This window comes from Pseudomonas sp. GL_139_B (genome assembly GCF_057834475.1).
Genome location: NZ_CM174403.1, coordinates 5646087 through 5663536 on the forward strand (window position 1 = coordinate 5646087; position 17450 = coordinate 5663536).

At 56.9% G+C, this 17450-nt stretch carries 10 protein-coding genes and 1 pseudogene; 5 read left to right on the forward strand and 6 right to left on the reverse strand.

Translation table 11 applies throughout. The features are described 5' to 3' along the window. Nucleotides 1-13: 13 nt before the first annotated feature. From AC3ISI_RS25860 to AC3ISI_RS25875, 4 genes and pseudogenes are all read left to right on the forward strand, one after another. Entirely contained in the window at nt 14-2218 is a 2205-nt protein-coding gene (locus tag AC3ISI_RS25860; protein ID WP_489334397.1) for an OsmC domain/YcaO domain-containing protein, read from the forward strand. A gap of 52 nt (nt 2219-2270) precedes the next feature. Further along, nucleotides 2271-2432 (forward strand): annotated as a pseudogene (locus tag AC3ISI_RS25865) (IS5/IS1182 family transposase); the annotation flags it as partial. Nucleotides 2433-3163: 731 nt separating this feature from the next. Next, nucleotides 3164-4417 (forward strand): autotransporter strand-loop-strand O-heptosyltransferase, encoded by a 1254-nt coding sequence (locus AC3ISI_RS25870; RefSeq protein ID WP_489334398.1) that lies wholly within the window; start codon nt 3164-3166, stop codon nt 4415-4417. After that, complete coding sequence (locus AC3ISI_RS25875) at nt 4417-9408, forward strand: autotransporter outer membrane beta-barrel domain-containing protein (protein ID WP_489334399.1); 4992 nt, start codon at nt 4417-4419, stop codon at nt 9406-9408. Before AC3ISI_RS25870 ends, AC3ISI_RS25875 begins: the two co-directional genes overlap by 1 nt. Here AC3ISI_RS25875 and AC3ISI_RS25880 read toward each other — a convergent pair. The 3 genes from AC3ISI_RS25880 to AC3ISI_RS25890 form a co-directional block, all read right to left on the reverse strand. Further along, nucleotides 9398-9643, reverse strand: coding sequence for a hypothetical protein (locus AC3ISI_RS25880; protein WP_489334400.1), 246 nt, complete (start codon nt 9641-9643; stop codon nt 9398-9400). The two genes, AC3ISI_RS25875 and AC3ISI_RS25880, sit on opposite strands and share 11 nt — an antisense overlap. Nucleotides 9644-9767: 124 nt before the next feature. Next, nucleotides 9768-10292: a single-stranded DNA-binding protein gene (locus tag AC3ISI_RS25885; protein ID WP_007896798.1), complete on the reverse strand. Its 525-nt coding sequence runs from the start codon at nt 10290-10292 to the stop codon at nt 9768-9770. 9 nt (nt 10293-10301) lie between these two features. Next, a complete protein-coding gene (locus AC3ISI_RS25890) occupies nt 10302-11699 on the reverse strand; it encodes an MFS transporter (protein ID WP_489334401.1) in 1398 nt (465 codons plus the stop codon). A gap of 191 nt (nt 11700-11890) precedes the next feature. Here AC3ISI_RS25890 and uvrA point away from each other — a divergent pair, with 191 nt between their 5' ends. After that, nucleotides 11891-14725: an excinuclease ABC subunit UvrA gene (gene uvrA, locus AC3ISI_RS25895; protein ID WP_489334402.1), complete on the forward strand. Its 2835-nt coding sequence runs from the start codon at nt 11891-11893 to the stop codon at nt 14723-14725. Between the two features lie 65 nt (nt 14726-14790). Here the strand turns inward: uvrA and bfr are convergent, their stop codons facing one another. From bfr to rplQ, 3 genes are all read right to left on the reverse strand, one after another. Then, the gene (gene bfr, locus AC3ISI_RS25900) at nt 14791-15255 is read right to left on the reverse strand and encodes a bacterioferritin (RefSeq protein ID WP_489334404.1); all 465 of its coding nucleotides are present in this window, start codon (nt 15253-15255) and stop codon (nt 14791-14793) included. Nucleotides 15256-15404: 149 nt separating this feature from the next. Continuing rightward, nucleotides 15405-16859: a catalase gene (locus AC3ISI_RS25905; protein ID WP_489334405.1), complete on the reverse strand. Its 1455-nt coding sequence runs from the start codon at nt 16857-16859 to the stop codon at nt 15405-15407. A 189-nt stretch (nt 16860-17048) separates the two neighbouring features. Then, entirely contained in the window at nt 17049-17435 is a 387-nt protein-coding gene (gene rplQ, locus AC3ISI_RS25910; protein ID WP_007918448.1) for a 50S ribosomal protein L17, read from the reverse strand. Between the last annotated feature and the right edge of the window lie 15 nt (nt 17436-17450).

Consider the following 17450-nt stretch of genomic DNA (forward strand, 5'->3'; position numbering starts at 1 on the left):
CTGGTAATCCCCCATGGAAATCAAAGTCAACTTTCTCGACAACCTTCGGCTTGAAGCAAAGTTCGATGACTTCACCGTGGTCGCCGATCAACCTATCCGCTACAAGGGCGATGGCTCGGCACCGGGTCCGTTCGACTACTTTCTGGCTTCATCAGCATTGTGTGCGGCTTATTTCGTGAAGTTGTACTGCGACACTCGCAGTATTCCCACGGAAAACATCCGCCTGTCGCAGAACAACATTGTTGACCCGGAAAACCGCTACAACCAGATTTTCAAGATTCAGGTCGAGTTGCCGGCGGATATCTCCGACAAGGACCGCCAGGGCATCCTGCGCTCCATCGACCGTTGCACTGTGAAAAAAGTGGTGCAAGCCGGGCCTGAGTTTGTAATCGAAGAGGTCGATAACCTCGACGCCGATGCCCAAGCGTTGTTGATGCCTGCTTCTAACTCAGAAGCGAGCACCTATATCGCCGGCAAAGACCTGCCGCTAGAGCAAACCATCGCCAATATGTCAGCCATTCTGGCGGACCTGGGCATGAAGATTGAAATCGCTTCGTGGCGCAATATCGTGCCCAACGTGTGGTCGCTGCACATCCGCGATGCGCACTCGCCGATGTGTTTCACCAACGGCAAAGGCGCAACCAAAGAAGGCGCATTGGCGTCGGCGTTGGGCGAGTTTATCGAGCGACTCAACTGCAACTTCTTCTACAACGACCAGTTCTGGGGCGAAGACATCGCCAATGCGCCGTTTGTGCATTACCCGGACGAACGCTGGTTCAAGCCTGGCCGTAAAGATGAGCTACCAACCGAAATTCTCGACGAATACTGCCTGAAGATTTACAACCGCGACGGCGAACTGCGCGGGTCCCATCTGATCGATACCAACTCGGGCAATGAAGAGCGCGGCATCTGTTCGCTGCCGTACGTGCGCCAGTCGGACGGCGAGGTGGTGTATTTCCCGTCCAACCTGATTGAAAACCTGTTCCTGAGCAACGGCATGAGCGCCGGCAACACGCTGGCCGAAGCCCAGGTGCAGTGCCTGTCGGAGATCTTCGAGCGCGCGGTCAAACGCGAAATCATAGAAGGCGAATTTGCCTTGCCGGATGTCCCGGCCGAAGTGCTGGCAAAGTACCCCGGGATCCTCGCCGGTATTCAGGCGCTGGAAGAGCAAGGCTTCCCGGTGCTGGTGAAGGATGCGTCCCTGGGCGGTGAATTCCCGGTGATGTGTGTCACGCTGATGAACCCGCGCACCGGCGGTGTGTTCGCCTCGTTCGGCGCTCACCCGAGCCTGGAAGTGGCGCTGGAACGCAGCCTCACCGAATTGTTGCAGGGCCGTAGTTTCGAAGGCCTCAACGACCTGCCCCAACCGACGTTTGAAGGGCACGCGGTGACCGAGCCGAATAACTTCGTCGAACACTTTATTGACTCCAGCGGCGTGGTGTCGTGGCGCTTCTTCAGTTCCAAGTCGGATTACGAATTCGTGGAGTGGGACTTCTCCGGCCAGGGTGAAAACTCGAATGCCGAGGAGGCCGCAACCTTGTTCGGCATTCTCAAAGGCATGGGCAAAGAAGTGTACATGGCGGTCTACGAGCATATCGGCGCAACGGCATGCCGCATCCTGGTGCCGGACTATTCGGAAATCTATCCTGCGGATGATCTGATCTGGGATAACACCAACAAAGCGTTGTTCTTCCGCGCCGACATCCTCAACCTGCATCGCCTGGATGAAGAAGAGCTGCAATCGCTGGTTGAGCGTCTGGTGGAAAGTGAGCTGGACGATTACACCGACATCACCTCCTTGATCGGCATCGAGTTCGACGACAACACGGCGTGGGGTCAGCTGACGATTCTGGAGTTGAAACTGCTGATCTATCTCGCCTTGCAGCAATATGAAGAGGCGAAAGAGGCGGTGGAAATGTTCCTGCAGTACAACGACAACACGGTTGAACGTGGCTTGTTCTACCAGGCTGTCAATGTGGTGCTGGAGATGAAGCTGGACGAAGACCTGGAACTGGAAGACTACGAGGCCAATTTCCGCCGGATGTTTGGCAACGAGCGTACGGATGCTGCAATCGGATCGGTGGACGGCAGCGTGCGTTTCCATGGCTTGACGCCGACCAGCATGAAACTGGAGGGACTCGACCGGCACCTGCGGTTGATCGAGAGCTACAAGAAACTGCACTCGGCTCGGACTAATGTGACCACGTTATCCAATTAACAGCGCCCACAAAAAAGCGAAGCCAGATCACTGGATTCGCTTTTTTGTTACTGACCACCCGTTTCGAGTGAGCAATCGTCAGTTCGGTTATCTGAAAACTCGCTTCCATGGCCTGGCCAAGAACACGGCGCAATTGGTGACGCTGCTTGCACTGTCGAACTTGTGGATGGCACGCCAGCATTTACTGAGCAATGCAGAAGAGGTGCGCCTGTAATATGGGAATAGCCGCCGCGAGGTGCTCACAGCGGCTAAAAAGACGGAAATGAGTGATTGATCTGAGCGTTGTGGATCGACTTGCCACTTTCAAAATCGGTGGTGGCCGAAGTCAGCCAAAAACACATGGTTACTTCAGACCACCTTTAACTCTTTATTGCATGATAGCTAATGACGTGGATGCGGTTTTTTTCATCAAATCCGCTATGGTGTCTCGGTTCTCGCTCAGCTGCAGCGATATCGGACTGAGAACCTACAGCGCTCCTCAGTCAACCCCGCGAGCTGCCGGGGCCGAGTCCAACCGACTGCAACAGTAGTGCACGCTCAGTTACACGTCGCCAAATCAGAAAGTCTTACTCAGTGTTTCCTCAGGAAGCCAAAGACGCGGCATGATTCATACACCACTCGCCCCCCAGAATTTTCCTACAACTCGCCCAGAAACCGCCACTTTATATCCCTAAAGATTATGGTGATAGTTGTAGGGCATTTCCTACAAAGCCAGAGTTAGTCAGTCTGCAACGATCATTAAAGCATTATGGATATTTGTGCCTCTCGCAACGCATGCGAGTGCAGAGTAGTTATTGAGTTATTTCAACCATTGGCTTTGGCTGCATAACATTATCAATTCAGCATCTTTCCTGCACATTTCCCGTACAGGGAAACGAGTAACTCTGCGCTCGCTTTAAACAAACAAATATCGATTCAAATACTTAATCAAGCAGGCTTGAGTCCATGAGCACAAGTACTTCTTTAGCCCGGTCACCCGAGCCTGGTGTTGCACATCCTTTTTTACTTCCGCCCCCGAAACTACCGACCCAGCTTGGACCTTTGGGTATTCGCTATGACTTTAATGATGGTGCCCGTTTGTTATTACCCAAAGGGGCATGGCATGTAAATCTTATTGATGCCGATTCGGGAAACATTCTATTCGCCAGCGACGTAGAGAGCGGCTGGGTACAAAGCACCAAGAAGTACTTTGTGCGTTTCACGATCAAGGTTTGGCAACGTGATCAACAGATCCCTGTACTCGATCACACGCTGGATCTTAAAGACAAACCTGTCCTGATCTCTTTTCCCGTTGGCACCCTGGGCGATCTCATCGGCTGGTTTCCTTATGCCGAGCGCTTTGCCCAGCGCCATGAGTGCCAGCTCGAATGCACCTTGGGCCGGGAAATCGCCGACCTGTTTGCTGATCAGTACCCCGATATCCGGCTTTCCACCCCTCAAGCGGTGGTGATGGCTGAACCCTATGCGACTTATCGCATTGGCCTGTTCTTTGGTGGAAATACCGCTCAACAGCCGATCGACTTCCGGGCGGTCGGTTTACACCGTACGGCGGGCTACATTCTGGGTGTTGATCCCGCGGAGGCTCCGCCGCGACTGACGCTCAATGCCAAGCGCCGCGTTATCGAACCCTACGTATGCATCGCCGCGCAATCGTCCTGCCAGGCCAAGTACTGGAACAACGGTCACGGCTGGCGCCTAGTGGTCGAACACCTCAAAAGCCTGGGTTATCGGGTGCTGTGCATCGACAAGCAGGCCACCCATGGCGTGGGCTTTGTCTGGAACCACATCCCATATGGAGCCGAGGATTTTACCGGCGATATCCCCTTGCGCGAGCGTGTCGACTTGTTGCAGCACGCGGCGTTTTTTGTCGGGCTCAGCAGTGGACTGTCCTGGCTGGCGTGGGCTGCGCGGATTCCTGTGGTGTTGATCAGCGGCTTCACTCTGCCCACCTGCGAGTTCAGCACCCCTTACCGAGTCTTCAACTCCCATGCCTGCAACGGCTGCTGGGACGACATGACAGTGCAGTTCGATCACAAAGACTTTTTCTGGTGCCCTCGGCACAAGGATACCGAACGCCAGTTCGAGTGCAGCCGACTGATCACCGGGCAACAGGTGATCAACCCCATCAACCATCTCCATCGTCAGCTGCAGCGTTCACACGCTGGTGACTCTCACCCAAAAAACATGAGTAATTGCTAATGAACCGTACATTTCGGCTGGTTTGGAACCACAGCCAGGAAAGCTGGATGGTGGCGTCCGAACATGCCAAGGGTAAAACCAAATCCGGTGTCACCGGCGGTAGTCGCAAACGGGCGCTGCTCTCGCTTACCTGCGTACTGAATATGGCTGTGCTGGAGCCTGCTTTCGCCTATACGCGTGACGTCACTTCCGGGATGACGGTGACCGGCGAAACCGTGGATACCTTCGGTCAATTTATCGACTCCGGTGGAATCGCCAATAGCGGTTTCATCACCTCGGCAGGCATCCAACATGTCAGCAGTGGTGGATTGACCAATAGCATGACCATCATGGGGGGGGGTGCCCAAAGAATTTTCTTTGGGGGCGTCGCCAATGACACGATCGTCCAGAATGGTGCCCAACATCTCGAAGGCGGAGTAGCCTTCCGCACGACAATCAACTCGGGCGGCAGTCAAACCGTCGGGTCAGGAGGAGTTTCCGGCGGGCCAGCCGGAGTCGCCAATGACACGACCATAAACTCTGGAGGTGAACAACATCTCTACAACGGCGCCACCGCCAATGACACGTCGATCAACGCAGGCCTCCAATATATCCACAGTGGGGGAGAAGCCCACCGCACGACAATCAACTCGGCAGGCGAGCAATTCGTCGCAGGATTAGCCGATAACACTACCATCACATCGTGGGGCACCCAGGTTATTCAAAATGGTGGCGTCGCCAATGGCACGATCATCAGTGGGAGTCTCGCCGCTCAGATTGTTTCCTCTGGCGGCAGCGCCAATGACACAAACGTCGGGAATGGTGGTGCTCAGCATGTCACGGGAGTGGCTCAACGCACGACAATCTTCGGAGGCGGGCAAATTGTCTCGGCAGGTGGATCAGCCGATAGCACGACCATCAACTCGGCAGGAACCTTAACGGTATTGGCAGGCGGTACAGCCACCAGCGTCACGCAAAATAATGGTGGGGTTCTGATTACCAGTACGGACGCGACGGTCGCGGGCACCAATAGTCTGGGGGCGTTTTCTGTCGACGCGACCACGCATTCAACCAATAACGTTCTGGTCGAGGGCCAAGGGCGACTCAGCGTTCTGGGTAACGGTACGGCCACGGACACAACCGTATCGGTTCTTGGCGCTCTCGAGGTCTCCAGCGGCGGTGTACTGGAAGGGATCACTCGGATTAATGATGGCGGACAGATCACAGGCGATGTGATTAATCACGGCAACCTGATCTTTAATCAGAGCAGCGACAGCGTGTTCTCGGGCCCCCTCTCAGGTAATGGCGAATTGACCAAGGACGGCGCCAACACCCTCACCCTGAGCGGACCTCTGACGTACACAGGGGGTACTCAGGTGAATGCCGGCAGCTTGTTGCTCCAGAGGGCGACACTGACAGGGGCGGTGACGATCCAGAACGGCGCGAACCTCGGCCTGCTGGGGGACTCCAGCATCGGCGGTCTCGAGGGGAGCGGTACGGCTGCGCTCGGCGCGCATGACCTGACACTCAATCGTGCCTCTGGCACGAGCGAGTTTGCCGGGCAATTGACGGGCACTGGCAATCTGGTCAAAGACGGTAGTTACACCCAGATCCTCAGAGGCGATGTAGCTCAAGGGTTTACAGGGAGTACTCAGATCAATGCCGGCAGCTTGATGCTCGATAGGGCAACCCTTACAGGGGCGGTGACGATCCAGAACGGCGCGAACCTCGGCCTGCTGGGGGACTCCAGCATCGGCGGTCTCGAGGGGAGCGGTACGGCTGCGCTCGGCGCGCATGACCTGACACTCAATCGTGCCTCTGGCACGAGCGAGTTTGCCGGGCAATTGACGGGCACTGGCAATCTGGTCAAAGACGGTAGTTACACCCAGATCCTCAGAGGCGATGTAGCTCAAGGGTTTACAGGGAGTACTCAGATCAATGCCGGCAGCTTGATGCTCGATAGGGCAACCCTTGCAGGGGCGGTGACGATCCAGAACGGCGCGAACCTCGGCCTGCTGGGGGACTCCAGCATCGGCGGTCTCGAGGGGAGCGGTACGGCTGCGCTCGGCGCGCATGACCTGACACTCAATCGTGCCTCTGGCACGAGCGAGTTTGCCGGGCAATTGACGGGCACTGGCAATCTGGTCAAAGACGGTAGTTACACCCAGATCCTCAGAGGCGATGTGGCTCAAGGGTTTACAGGGAGTACTCAGGTCAATGCCGGCAGCTTGCTGCTCGACAGGGCAACCCTTGCAGGGGCGGTGACGATCCAGAGCGGCGCGAACCTCGGCCTGCTGGGGGACTCCAGCATCGGCGGTCTCGAGGGGAGCGGTACGGCTGCGCTCGGCACGCATGACCTGACACTCAATCGAGCCTCTGGCACGAGCGAGTTTGCCGGGCAATTGACAGGTACTGGCAATCTGATCAAGGACGGTAGTTACACCCAGACCCTCAGAGGCGATGTGGCTCAAGGGTTTACAGGGAGTACTCAGGTCAATGCCGGCAGCTTGCTGCTCGATAGGACAACCCTTGCAGGGGCGGTGATGATCCAGAGTGGCGCGAACCTCGGCCTGCTGGGGGACTCCAGCATCGGCGGTCTCGAGGGGAGCGGTACGGCTGCGCTCGGCACGCATGACCTGACACTCAATCGTGCCTTTGGCACGAACCAGTTTGCCGGGCAATTGACGGGCACTGGCAATCTGGTCAAAGACGGTAGTTACACCCAGATATTCAGAGGTGATGTGGCTCAAGGGTTAGGTGGTCACACCGAGCTCAGGTCGGGCGTGCTCAAGCTCGACATCTCGGCAGCCGACGCGGCAGCATTCAACAAGACCGTCGTACTGAAAGGTGGCTGGCTGGACTTGTCCGACAGCACCGACATCGGTGACTGGAGCCGCCTGGTGCTCGACGATCAATCCAATGGCGTCGGCGGCGTCATCGGTTCCGGCGACTCCGTGTATTTGCAGGATGGTGATTTCAACGCCACGATCGGCCAGCCGGGTCGAGATAATCTCTACGTGATCAAGGATGGCAGCGGTGAAACCGTGCTGGGCGGCAATAACACCTACGTCGGCCATACCCGAATCAATGACGGCACCCTGACCATCCGTCAGGATGGCGCCTTGGGCGACACAAACCTGTCTCGTGAAGTCGTGTTCAACGGCGGTCAGCTGAAGGTCGACGGCAGTTTCGGCAGTCAGCGAACCTTGGAATTACGCCAAAATGGCGCGTTGCAAGTCACCGATGGCAACGATGTGACATTCAACGGAGGTGTTCTGGAAACCGGGGGGAGTTTCGACTTTACCAAGACCGGTAATGGCACCCTGACCCTGTCCGGTGCGCTGGATTATACGGGCACGACCTTTGTGGATGCCGGCACTCTGGCCCTGGACAACACCACTCTGACCGGCAATGTGGCGGGGCTGAGCGGTGCCTTGCTGCGCCTGCAAAACGGAGCCCGCTTGATTGGCTCGATTGACCCGCTCGATGTGACGCTGGAGTCCGGCACTCACTGGACCATGACCGCCGACTCGCTGATTGACACGTTGAACAACGCCGGCAATATCGACTTCCAGGCCCCGACGGGAGCCTTTGCCGCAAAGAGACTGACCGTCAACAACCTGAACGGCAACGGCGGCTTGATCACCCTCAATACCGCGTTGGGTGACAGCTCATCGTTGTCCGATACCCTTGTTATTGATGGCGGTACGGCGACAGGAGATACCCGACTGGGCATCCGTAATGCCAATGGCCTCGGCGATCAAACCACGGGCAACGGCATCCTGCTGGTGGATGCCGTCAATGGCGCTACCACCTCCACTGATGCCTTCAGATTGAATGCTCCAGTATTGGGTGGCGCCTACGAGTACACCCTGCACCGCGATTCGGCGAGTCAGGACTGGTTCCTCTCCTCGGATCTTGTAGATCCAGGCACTCCAGGAACACCTGACAATCCGGGGATACCCGACAATCCGGGAACACCTGACAAACCAGGAATACCTGACAAGCCGGGAACACCCGGTAAGCCTGACAACGATCGGCGCCCGAATTACCGCGCTGAAACCTCGTTGTATTCCGTGCTGCCCTCCATGGCACTGGACTACGGCAACGCGTTGGTCGGGACCCTGCACGACCGACGTGGAGCGTTTGCCAGCACGGCATACAACGACGAGCAACGGGTCTGGGCACGCACACTGGCCCAGAAAAACACGCACAATGGTGCCGCTAATGGCATCTATGGAAAGGGGGCGGCCTATGATTCCACTCTCACCGCACTTCAAATAGGAACGGATCTGTTCCAGCGCAACGACAGCAACGGCAAGGATCGCGCCGGGTTCTATGGCGCCATTGGTCAAAACAAAGGCTCAGTGGATCACTTTGACAGCCGTAATGCTGGCAATAACAACTTGACCGCCTACTCGCTGGGCGTCTATTGGACGCATATTGCCCCTTCTGGCTGGTATCTGGACAGTTTGCTGCAAGCCACTTGGAACGAGGTGCAAGCAAAATCGGCCAATGGACTGGATCTGAGCACTCAGGGTCTGGGCACCGCCGCTTCGTTTGAGGCCGGCATGCCATTTGATGTGGGCGGCGGCGTAGTGGTCGAACCCCAGGCTCAGGTGGTCTATCAGCACATCGGTCTGGACAAAGCACATGATCAGGCCGCCGGGATAGATTTTGGTGCGATCGATAGCCTGCAAACCCGGCTGGGCGCGCGCGTGGCCAAAACCTGGAGCAAGAGCGATCAGCTCCCGGTAACAGCGTGGGTGCGGCCGAGTGTGGTGAAAGAGTTCAAGGGTAATCCGACCACCAGCTTCTCCACCTCGACTCAAGGCGAAGTGGACTTCAGCTCGGATATGCGTGGCACGTCACTTAAACTTGATGGCGGCGTCGAAGGTCATTTGAGCGAGAGCATTTCAGTTAACACCCAAGTTGGTTATGGATGGGGTATTTCAAGCAACACCGATGGTGATGGATATAGCGCCCAGGTCGGTCTGACCGTCAAGTTCTAATGTTCTGAAGGTATCGCTCGGCGGCAAAGGTTTTTGATGTGGCTATCAAAACCTCTGCCGCCGTTTTTTGTTTGTCTGAAATATAGGCAGTCAAGGCACGGTTGCGAGCCCTGAACTCAGACACGATGAACAAGGTTGGCGCGTGCAGTGGAATACCGCTGACCTGGTCGACCAGCAGTGGGAAGCGCTCACCCGATTGAAAGGTCAGATGGCGGATCGCATATCGGAGACTCATTGTTTTCACGCCATAACTATTCAGTAACGAATAGGTATGGATCAGGAAACGGATTCGTAACAACGAAAAAGGCCCTTAGCAGAAGAGCTAAGGACCTTTATTTACACGAGTAAAAAGCTATACGTCAGAACGGGATATCGTCATCAAAGCTGTCGAAATCCGGAGCTGGCTGAGGTGCGGCCTGCTGCTGTGGAGCCGGACGTGACTGTTGCGGAGCCGACTGCTGCGGACGCGGAGCCTGCTGACGTGGAGCCGGGGCGGACTGCTGGTAGTTATTGCCCCCGCCTTGTTGGTCGCCCTGTTGTGGACGGCCGCCCAGCAATTGCATGGTGCCTTGCATGTCGACCACGATTTCAGTGGTGTAACGCTTGATACCGTCTTTTTCCCACTCGCGGGTCTGCAGCTTGCCTTCGATGTACACCTGCGAACCTTTACGCAGGTATTCGCCGGCGATTTCGGCAACCTTGCCGAACATCGAAACACGGTGCCATTCGGTCTTCTCGACCTTCTGACCGGTTTGCTTGTCGGTCCATTGTTCGCTGGTCGCCAGACTCAGGTTGGTCACGGCGTTACCGTTAGGCAAGTAGCGAACTTCGGGATCCTGGCCGCAAGTGCCGACCAATATGACTTTGTTAACCCCACGGGCCATAACGTTCTCCTAGGCTACGCACGCTGCCTCGGGCGGGTTGTTCACCAGGCGCTCGAGGGTGGTGCGATCCAATAGTTCGGTGTCCAATTTGATGTAAATCGCCGCTTCGTCTGCGACGATCACTGCATCTGTTACCCCTACGACGGCCTTCAGGCGCTCAACCAGACCCGCTTCGCGGATCGCCTCGGGCGACAACGGCAAGCGCAGACTCGTCACGTAGGGAGGTTCGCGCATGGTAACAGCAAAGGCCAGCCAGAGGGCAGCCAGACCGGCGCATCCAAGGAACACAACCGACAGACCGCCATGCTGATACATCCAGCCGCCGAGGATACCGCCGAGTGCCGAACCGAGGAATTGGCTGGTGGAATAAACCCCCATCGCCGTGCCCTTGCCACCTGCTGGTGAAACCTTGCTGATCAGCGAAGGCAACGAAGCTTCCAGCAGATTGAACGCGGTGAAAAACACCACCGTCCCGACCACCAGAGCCCGCAAGCTATCGCCGAACTGCCAGAAGAATAGCTCAGTGAGCATCAACGTCACGACGGCGCCGAGTAAAACTCGTTTCATTTTGCGTTTCTTCTCGCCGTAGATAATGAACGGGATCATGGCGAAGAAGGAAATCAGCAGCGCGGTCAGGTACACCCACCAGTGCTGCTCTTTAGGCAGACCGGCTTTTTCGACCAGTGCCAAAGGCAATGCAACGAAGCTCGACATCAACATCGCGTGCAACACAAAAATGCCGAGGTCCAGGCGCAACAGGTCCGGGTGCTTGAGTGTCGGAATCAGCGCCTGACGCGCGACACCCGACTCGCGGTGCTGCAACGGCCCGGTGGATTTCGGCACCATGAACATCACGATGACGATGCCGAACAGCGCCATGCCGCCCGTAGCGAGGAACAGTCCGGACAGGCCGAACGCACGGGTCAGCAACGGCCCGACCACCATGGCGACGGCGAACGAGAGACCAATCGTCATGCCGATCATAGCCATGGCTTTGGTCCGATGCTGTTCGCGAGTCAGGTCTGACAACAACGCCATGACGGCGGCAGAAATCGCCCCCGCGCCTTGCAGGATTCGTCCGGCGATAACGCCCCAGATCGAATCGGCATTGGCCGCCAGCACGCTACCCAGGGCGAAGACGATCAGCCCAAGGTAAATCACCGGACGACGACCAATACGGTCGGAAATGATGCCGAACGGAATCTGGAAGATTGCCTGGGTCAGGCCGTAAGCGCCGATCGCCAGCCCGATGAGGGCCGGTGTTGCGCCTGCCAGATCCATCCCATAGGTCGCCAGTACCGGCAACACCATGAACATGCCAAGCATACGGAAGGCGAACACCAGGGCCAGACCGCTTGCTGCGCGGGTCTCACTGCCACTCATGCGTTCGCTGTGGGGATCGTGCATGGAAAAACCTCATGTGAACCGGCCGCGATTCTACCAGTCCCATCGAATGACAGGGTATATCGCGACGCTTTGACGCGTTCGGCTGACAGACTCTTCATGTAAGACAATCACCCACTCGTTTGACAGTGTGCATCCATCCAGTATTTGGCCGTATACTCCTACGTTTTCGACGCCCGCCAAGCGAGGCCACTTTGGACAAGATCCTGATTCGTGGGGCCCGGACCCACAACCTGAAGAACATCGACCTGACCCTGCCCCGGGACAAACTGATCGTCATCACCGGCTTGTCCGGATCGGGCAAATCGTCCCTGGCGTTCGACACGCTGTACGCCGAAGGCCAGCGCCGCTACGTCGAATCGTTGTCGGCCTACGCCCGACAGTTTTTGTCGATGATGGAAAAACCTGACGTCGACACCATCGAAGGTTTGTCGCCGGCTATTTCCATCGAACAAAAATCGACCTCGCACAACCCGCGATCGACGGTGGGCACCATCACCGAAATCTACGACTACCTGCGCCTGCTGTATGCGCGCGTGGGTATTCCACGCTGCCCGGATCACGACATTCCGCTGGAAGCGCAGACCGTCAGCCAGATGGTCGACCTGGTCCTTGCCCAACCGGAGGGCAGCAAACTGATGCTGCTGGCGCCGGTGATCCGCGAGCGCAAAGGCGAACATCTGTCGGTCTTCGAAGAATTGCGCGCGCAAGGTTTCGTACGGGCACGGGTCAACGGCCGGCTGTGCGAGCTGGACGAGTTGCCGAAGCTGGATAAACAGAAGAAGCACACGATCGATGTCGTGGTCGATCGCTTCAAGGTTCGCGCCGACCTGCAACAGCGCCTGGCTGAGTCGTTCGAGACCGCACTGAAACTGGCTGACGGCATTGCACTGGTTGCACCGATGGACGACGAGCCGGGTGAAGAGATGATCTTCTCCGCCCGCTTCGCTTGCCCAATCTGCGGCCATGCCATCAGTGAACTGGAACCCAAGCTGTTCTCCTTCAACAACCCGGCCGGCGCATGCCCGACTTGCGATGGCCTGGGCGTGAAGCAGTTTTTCGATATCAAGCGCCTGGTGAACGGCGAGCTGACACTGGCCGAGGGCGCGATTCGTGGCTGGGACAGGCGCAACGTCTATTACTTCCAGATGCTCGGGTCGTTAGCGTCCCACTACAAATTCAGCCTCGAAGTGCCATTCAACGAACTGCCGGCCGATCAGCAGAAATTCATCCTGCATGGCAGCGGCTCGCAGAACGTCGATTTCAAATACCTGAACGACCGTGGCGACATTGTTAAACGCTCACACCCGTTCGAAGGCATCGTGCCGAACCTTGAACGCCGCTATCGCGAAACCGAGTCCGCTTCGGTGCGTGAAGAGCTGGCCAAGTTCCTCAGCACCCAGCCATGTCCGGATTGCCGTGGTACGCGCCTGCGTCGCGAGGCGCGGCACGTTTGGGTGGGTGAGAAGACGCTGCCAGCAGTGACCAATCTGCCGATTGGCGACGCCTGTGAATATTTCGGCGTGCTAAAACTGACTGGCCGTCGCGGAGAAATCGCCGACAAGATCCTGAAGGAAATCCGCGAGCGTCTGCAGTTCCTGGTCAACGTGGGCCTCGACTACTTATCGCTGGATCGCAGTGCCGACACCTTGTCCGGTGGTGAAGCTCAGCGGATTCGTCTGGCCAGCCAGATCGGCGCCGGCCTTGTGGGCGTTCTGTACATCCTCGACGAACCGTCGATTGGTCTGCACCAACGGGACAACGATCGATTGCTGGGGACCCTCAAGCACCTGCGCGACATCGGCAACACGGTGATTGTGGTCGAGCACGACGAAGACGCGATTCGACTGGCGGATTACGTTGTGGATATCGGTCCGGGTGCTGGCATACACGGCGGGCATATTGTTGCCGAAGGTACACCGGCCGAGGTCATGGCTCACCCTGATTCGTTGACCGGCAAGTATTTGTCGGGGCGGGTGAAGATCGCCGTTCCGGCCAATCGCACACCACGCAACAAGAAGTTGTCGCTGTCGCTCAAGGGGGCTCGCGGTAACAACTTGCGCAATGTCGACCTGGACATTCCGATCGGTCTGCTGACCTGCGTGACCGGCGTGTCCGGCTCCGGCAAGTCGACGCTGATCAACAATACGCTGTTTCCTTTGAGCGCTACGGCCCTCAATGGTGCTACGACGCTGGAAGCTGCCGCGCACGACAGCATCAAGGGCCTGGAGCATCTGGACAAGGTTGTCGATATCGACCAAAGCCCTATCGGCCGCACACCGCGCTCCAACCCCGCCACCTATACCGGGCTGTTCACACCGATTCGCGAGCTGTTCGCCGGCGTGCCGGAATCTCGCTCACGGGGTTATGGCCCAGGACGTTTCTCCTTCAACGTCAAGGGCGGACGTTGCGAAGCCTGCCAGGGCGACGGCTTGATCAAGGTGGAAATGCACTTCCTGCCCGACATCTATGTCCCTTGTGACGTCTGCAAGAGCAAGCGATACAACCGTGAAACCCTTGAGATCAAATACAAGGGCAAGAGCATCCACGAAACCCTCGAGATGACGATCGAGGAAGCCCGGGTGTTCTTCGACGCGGTTCCAGCGCTGGCACGCAAGCTTCAGACGCTGATGGATGTTGGCTTGTCGTACATCAAGCTGGGGCAATCGGCGACGACGCTGTCCGGTGGTGAGGCGCAAAGGGTGAAACTGTCCCGCGAACTGTCCAAGCGAGATACCGGCAAGACCCTGTATATCCTCGATGAGCCAACCACTGGTCTGCATTTCGCGGACATCCAGCAACTGCTCGATGTATTGCATCGACTGCGTGACCACGGCAACACCGTGGTGGTGATCGAGCATAACCTCGACGTGATAAAGACCGCTGACTGGTTGGTGGACCTAGGTCCAGAGGGCGGTTCCAAGGGCGGGCAGATCATTGCCGTCGGTACTCCGGAAGAAGTGTCCGAGATGAAGCAGTCTCACACCGGCTTCTACCTCAAGCCGCTGCTGGCTCGCGACAGGGCCTGAATCCTGCCCACGAAAAAGCCCCTGTCACTTTATCGGTGACAGGGGCTTTTTTGTATCGAGTGGAATCAAGCGTGCGATTGCAGGTAGTTTTCCAGACCGATCAGCTTGATCAAGCCCAGCTGCTTTTCTAGCCAGTAGGTGTGGTCTTCTTCGGTGTCATGCAATTGAACCCGCAGCATTTCGCGGCTGACATAGTCCTTGTGCTGCTCGCAGAGCTTGATGCCTTTGCACAATGCAGCGCGAACTTTGTATTCAAGTCGCAGGTCGGCGGCGAGCATGTCCGGCACGGTGGTGCCGACATCAAGGTCGTCCGGACGCATACGAGGCGTGCCTTCGAGCATCAGAATTCGACGCATCAGGGCATCAGCATGCCCGGCTTCTTCTTCCATCTCGTGGTTGATACGTTCGTAGAGCTTGGTGAAACCCCAGTCCTCATACATCCGCGAATGGACGAAATATTGATCACGCGCCGCCAGTTCGCCGGTCAGCAACGTGTTGAGGTAATCGATTACGTCTGGGTGGCCTTGCATCGCCCTACATCTCCCTGCTTGAAAGTCTGTAGTTTGAACCACGACGACTGATTGGTCACTCCGTTTGCGCGATAAAAGCGAAGATATTCTGAGAAAAGTAGTTTAAATAACGCAAAAACCGCCCAATGGAGGGCGGTTCTGCTTCTCATTTAGACTTCGTTAAGCTGTACGTTGAGCAGCTTTGCGATTGCTTCTCCATACGCAGGATCGGCTTTGTAGAAATGCTGCAATTGACGGTCAACCACATCGCTGGAAACCCCGGCCATTGCGCCGGCAATGTTGTTGACCAGCAGCGCTTTCTGCTCATCGCTCATCAAACGGAACAACGCACCGGCGTGGCTGTAGTAATCGGTATCTTCGCGGTGATCGTAGCGATCAGCCGCACCACCAAGCGCCAATGGCGGCTCTGCATAGCGCGGTGCTTGCTTCGGCGACTCAACATAGCTGTTCGGCTCATAGTTAGGTGCCGCACCGCCGTTGCTGCCAAACGCCATCGAACCATCGCGCTGGTAGCTGTTCACCGGGCTGCGAGGCGCATTCACCGGCAGTTGTTGGTGATTGGTGCCAATACGGTAGCGGTGCGCATCCGCGTAAGCGAATACGCGACCTTGTAGCATGCGGTCAGGCGACAGACCAACACCTGGCACCATGTTGCTCGGACCGAACGCCGCCTGCTCGACTTCAGCAAAGTAGTTCAGCGGATTGCGATTGAGCTCCAGTTCACCGACTTCGATCAGTGGAAACTCTTTCTGCGACCAGGTTTTAGTGACATCGAACGGGTTCTCGTAGTGCGCCGCAGCTTGAGCTTCCGACATGATTTGTACGCAGACGCGCCATTTCGGGAAGTCACCACGCTCGATCGCGCCGAACAGATCGCGCTGGGCGTAATCCGGATCGGTACCAGCAAGGCGCGCAGCTTCTGCCGGGGCTAGGTTTTTGATTCCTTGTTTGGTTTTGTAGTGCCACTTCACCCAATGCCGCTCGCCATTGGCGTTGATCAGGCTGTAGGTGTGGCTGCCGAAGCCATGCATGTGACGGTAGCCGTCAGGAATGCCGCGATCCGAGAACAGGATGGTGACCTGGTGCAGCGCCTCGGGTGAATGCGACCAGAAGTCCCACATCATCTGCGCACTTTTCAGGTTGCTTTGCGGCAGGCGCTTTTGGGTGTGGATGAAGTCCGGGAATTTCAAAGGATCGCGAATGAAGAACACGGGCGTATTGTTGCCAACGATGTCCCAATTGCCTTCTTCGGTATAGAACTTCAGAGCGAAGCCACGCGGATCGCGCTCGGTATCGGCCGAACCGCGCTCACCGCCGACGGTGGAAAACCGCAGGAACGTTGGGGTTTGCTTGCCGACGGACTCGAACAGTTTGGCGCTGGTGTACTGGGTGATGTCACGCGTGACGGTGAATGTACCGTAGGCACCCGAACCCTTGGCGTGTACACGGCGCTCCGGGATGTTTTCACGATTGAAGTGGGCAAGCTTCTCGATCAGGTGAAAATCGTCGAGCAGCAGCGGGCCGCGAGGGCCGGCGGAACGGGAATTCTGGTTATCGGCGACAGGAGCGCCACTGGCGGTGGTAAGCGTTTTACTTTGGCTCATGCGATCTCTTCCTTTGTCAGTCTATAACTGCCGGCTAATCGGCTGAGGAGGAGTATTGATCACCAACGTTACACCTACAAATTCATTAACCTTTCAGTAGCGATAGAAAATAACTAACGCTCGCAGCACTTTTCGAACGCGCACAAAAAACCGGGCGCTAGGCCCGGTTTTTCGTTTCAGACTGACGTCTTACTCGGCGGATACAGCTTCGCCGGCAGTAGCACGATCAACCAACTCGACGTACGCCATAGGCGCGTTGTCGCCAGTGCGGAAGCCGCACTTGAGGATGCGCAGGTAGCCACCCTCACGGGTAGCGTAACGCTTGCCCAGATCGTTGAAGAGCTTACCAACGATAGCTTTCGAACGAGTACGGTCGAAAGCCAGGCGGCGGTTAGCCAGGCTGTCTGTCTTGGCCAAAGTGATCAGCGGCTCAGCAACGCGACGCAGTTCTTTAGCTTTCGGCAGTGTAGTTTTGATCAGCTCGTGCTCGAACAGCGACACTGCCATGTTTTGAAACATGGCCTTGCGGTGCGAGCTAGTGCGGCTCAGGTGACGACCACTTTTACGATGACGCATGGTTCATTCCTTACC

Coding starts and splice junctions, on each gene's coding strand:
- AC3ISI_RS25860 (WP_489334397.1), top strand. CDS start 14: ATGGAAATCAAAGTCAACTTTCTCGACAACCTTCGGCTTGAAGCAAAG.
- AC3ISI_RS25870 (WP_489334398.1), top strand. CDS start 3,164: ATGAGCACAAGTACTTCTTTAGCCCGGTCACCCGAGCCTGGTGTTGCA.
- AC3ISI_RS25875 (WP_489334399.1), top strand. CDS start 4,417: ATGAACCGTACATTTCGGCTGGTTTGGAACCACAGCCAGGAAAGCTGG.
- AC3ISI_RS25880 (WP_489334400.1), bottom strand. CDS start 9,643: ATGAGTCTCCGATATGCGATCCGCCATCTGACCTTTCAATCGGGTGAG.
- AC3ISI_RS25885 (WP_007896798.1), bottom strand. CDS start 10,292: ATGGCCCGTGGGGTTAACAAAGTCATATTGGTCGGCACTTGCGGCCAG.
- AC3ISI_RS25890 (WP_489334401.1), bottom strand. CDS start 11,699: ATGCACGATCCCCACAGCGAACGCATGAGTGGCAGTGAGACCCGCGCA.
- bfr (WP_489334404.1), bottom strand. CDS start 15,255: ATGCAAGGCCACCCAGACGTAATCGATTACCTCAACACGTTGCTGACC.
- AC3ISI_RS25905 (WP_489334405.1), bottom strand. CDS start 16,859: ATGAGCCAAAGTAAAACGCTTACCACCGCCAGTGGCGCTCCTGTCGCC.
- rplQ (WP_007918448.1), bottom strand. CDS start 17,435: ATGCGTCATCGTAAAAGTGGTCGTCACCTGAGCCGCACTAGCTCGCAC.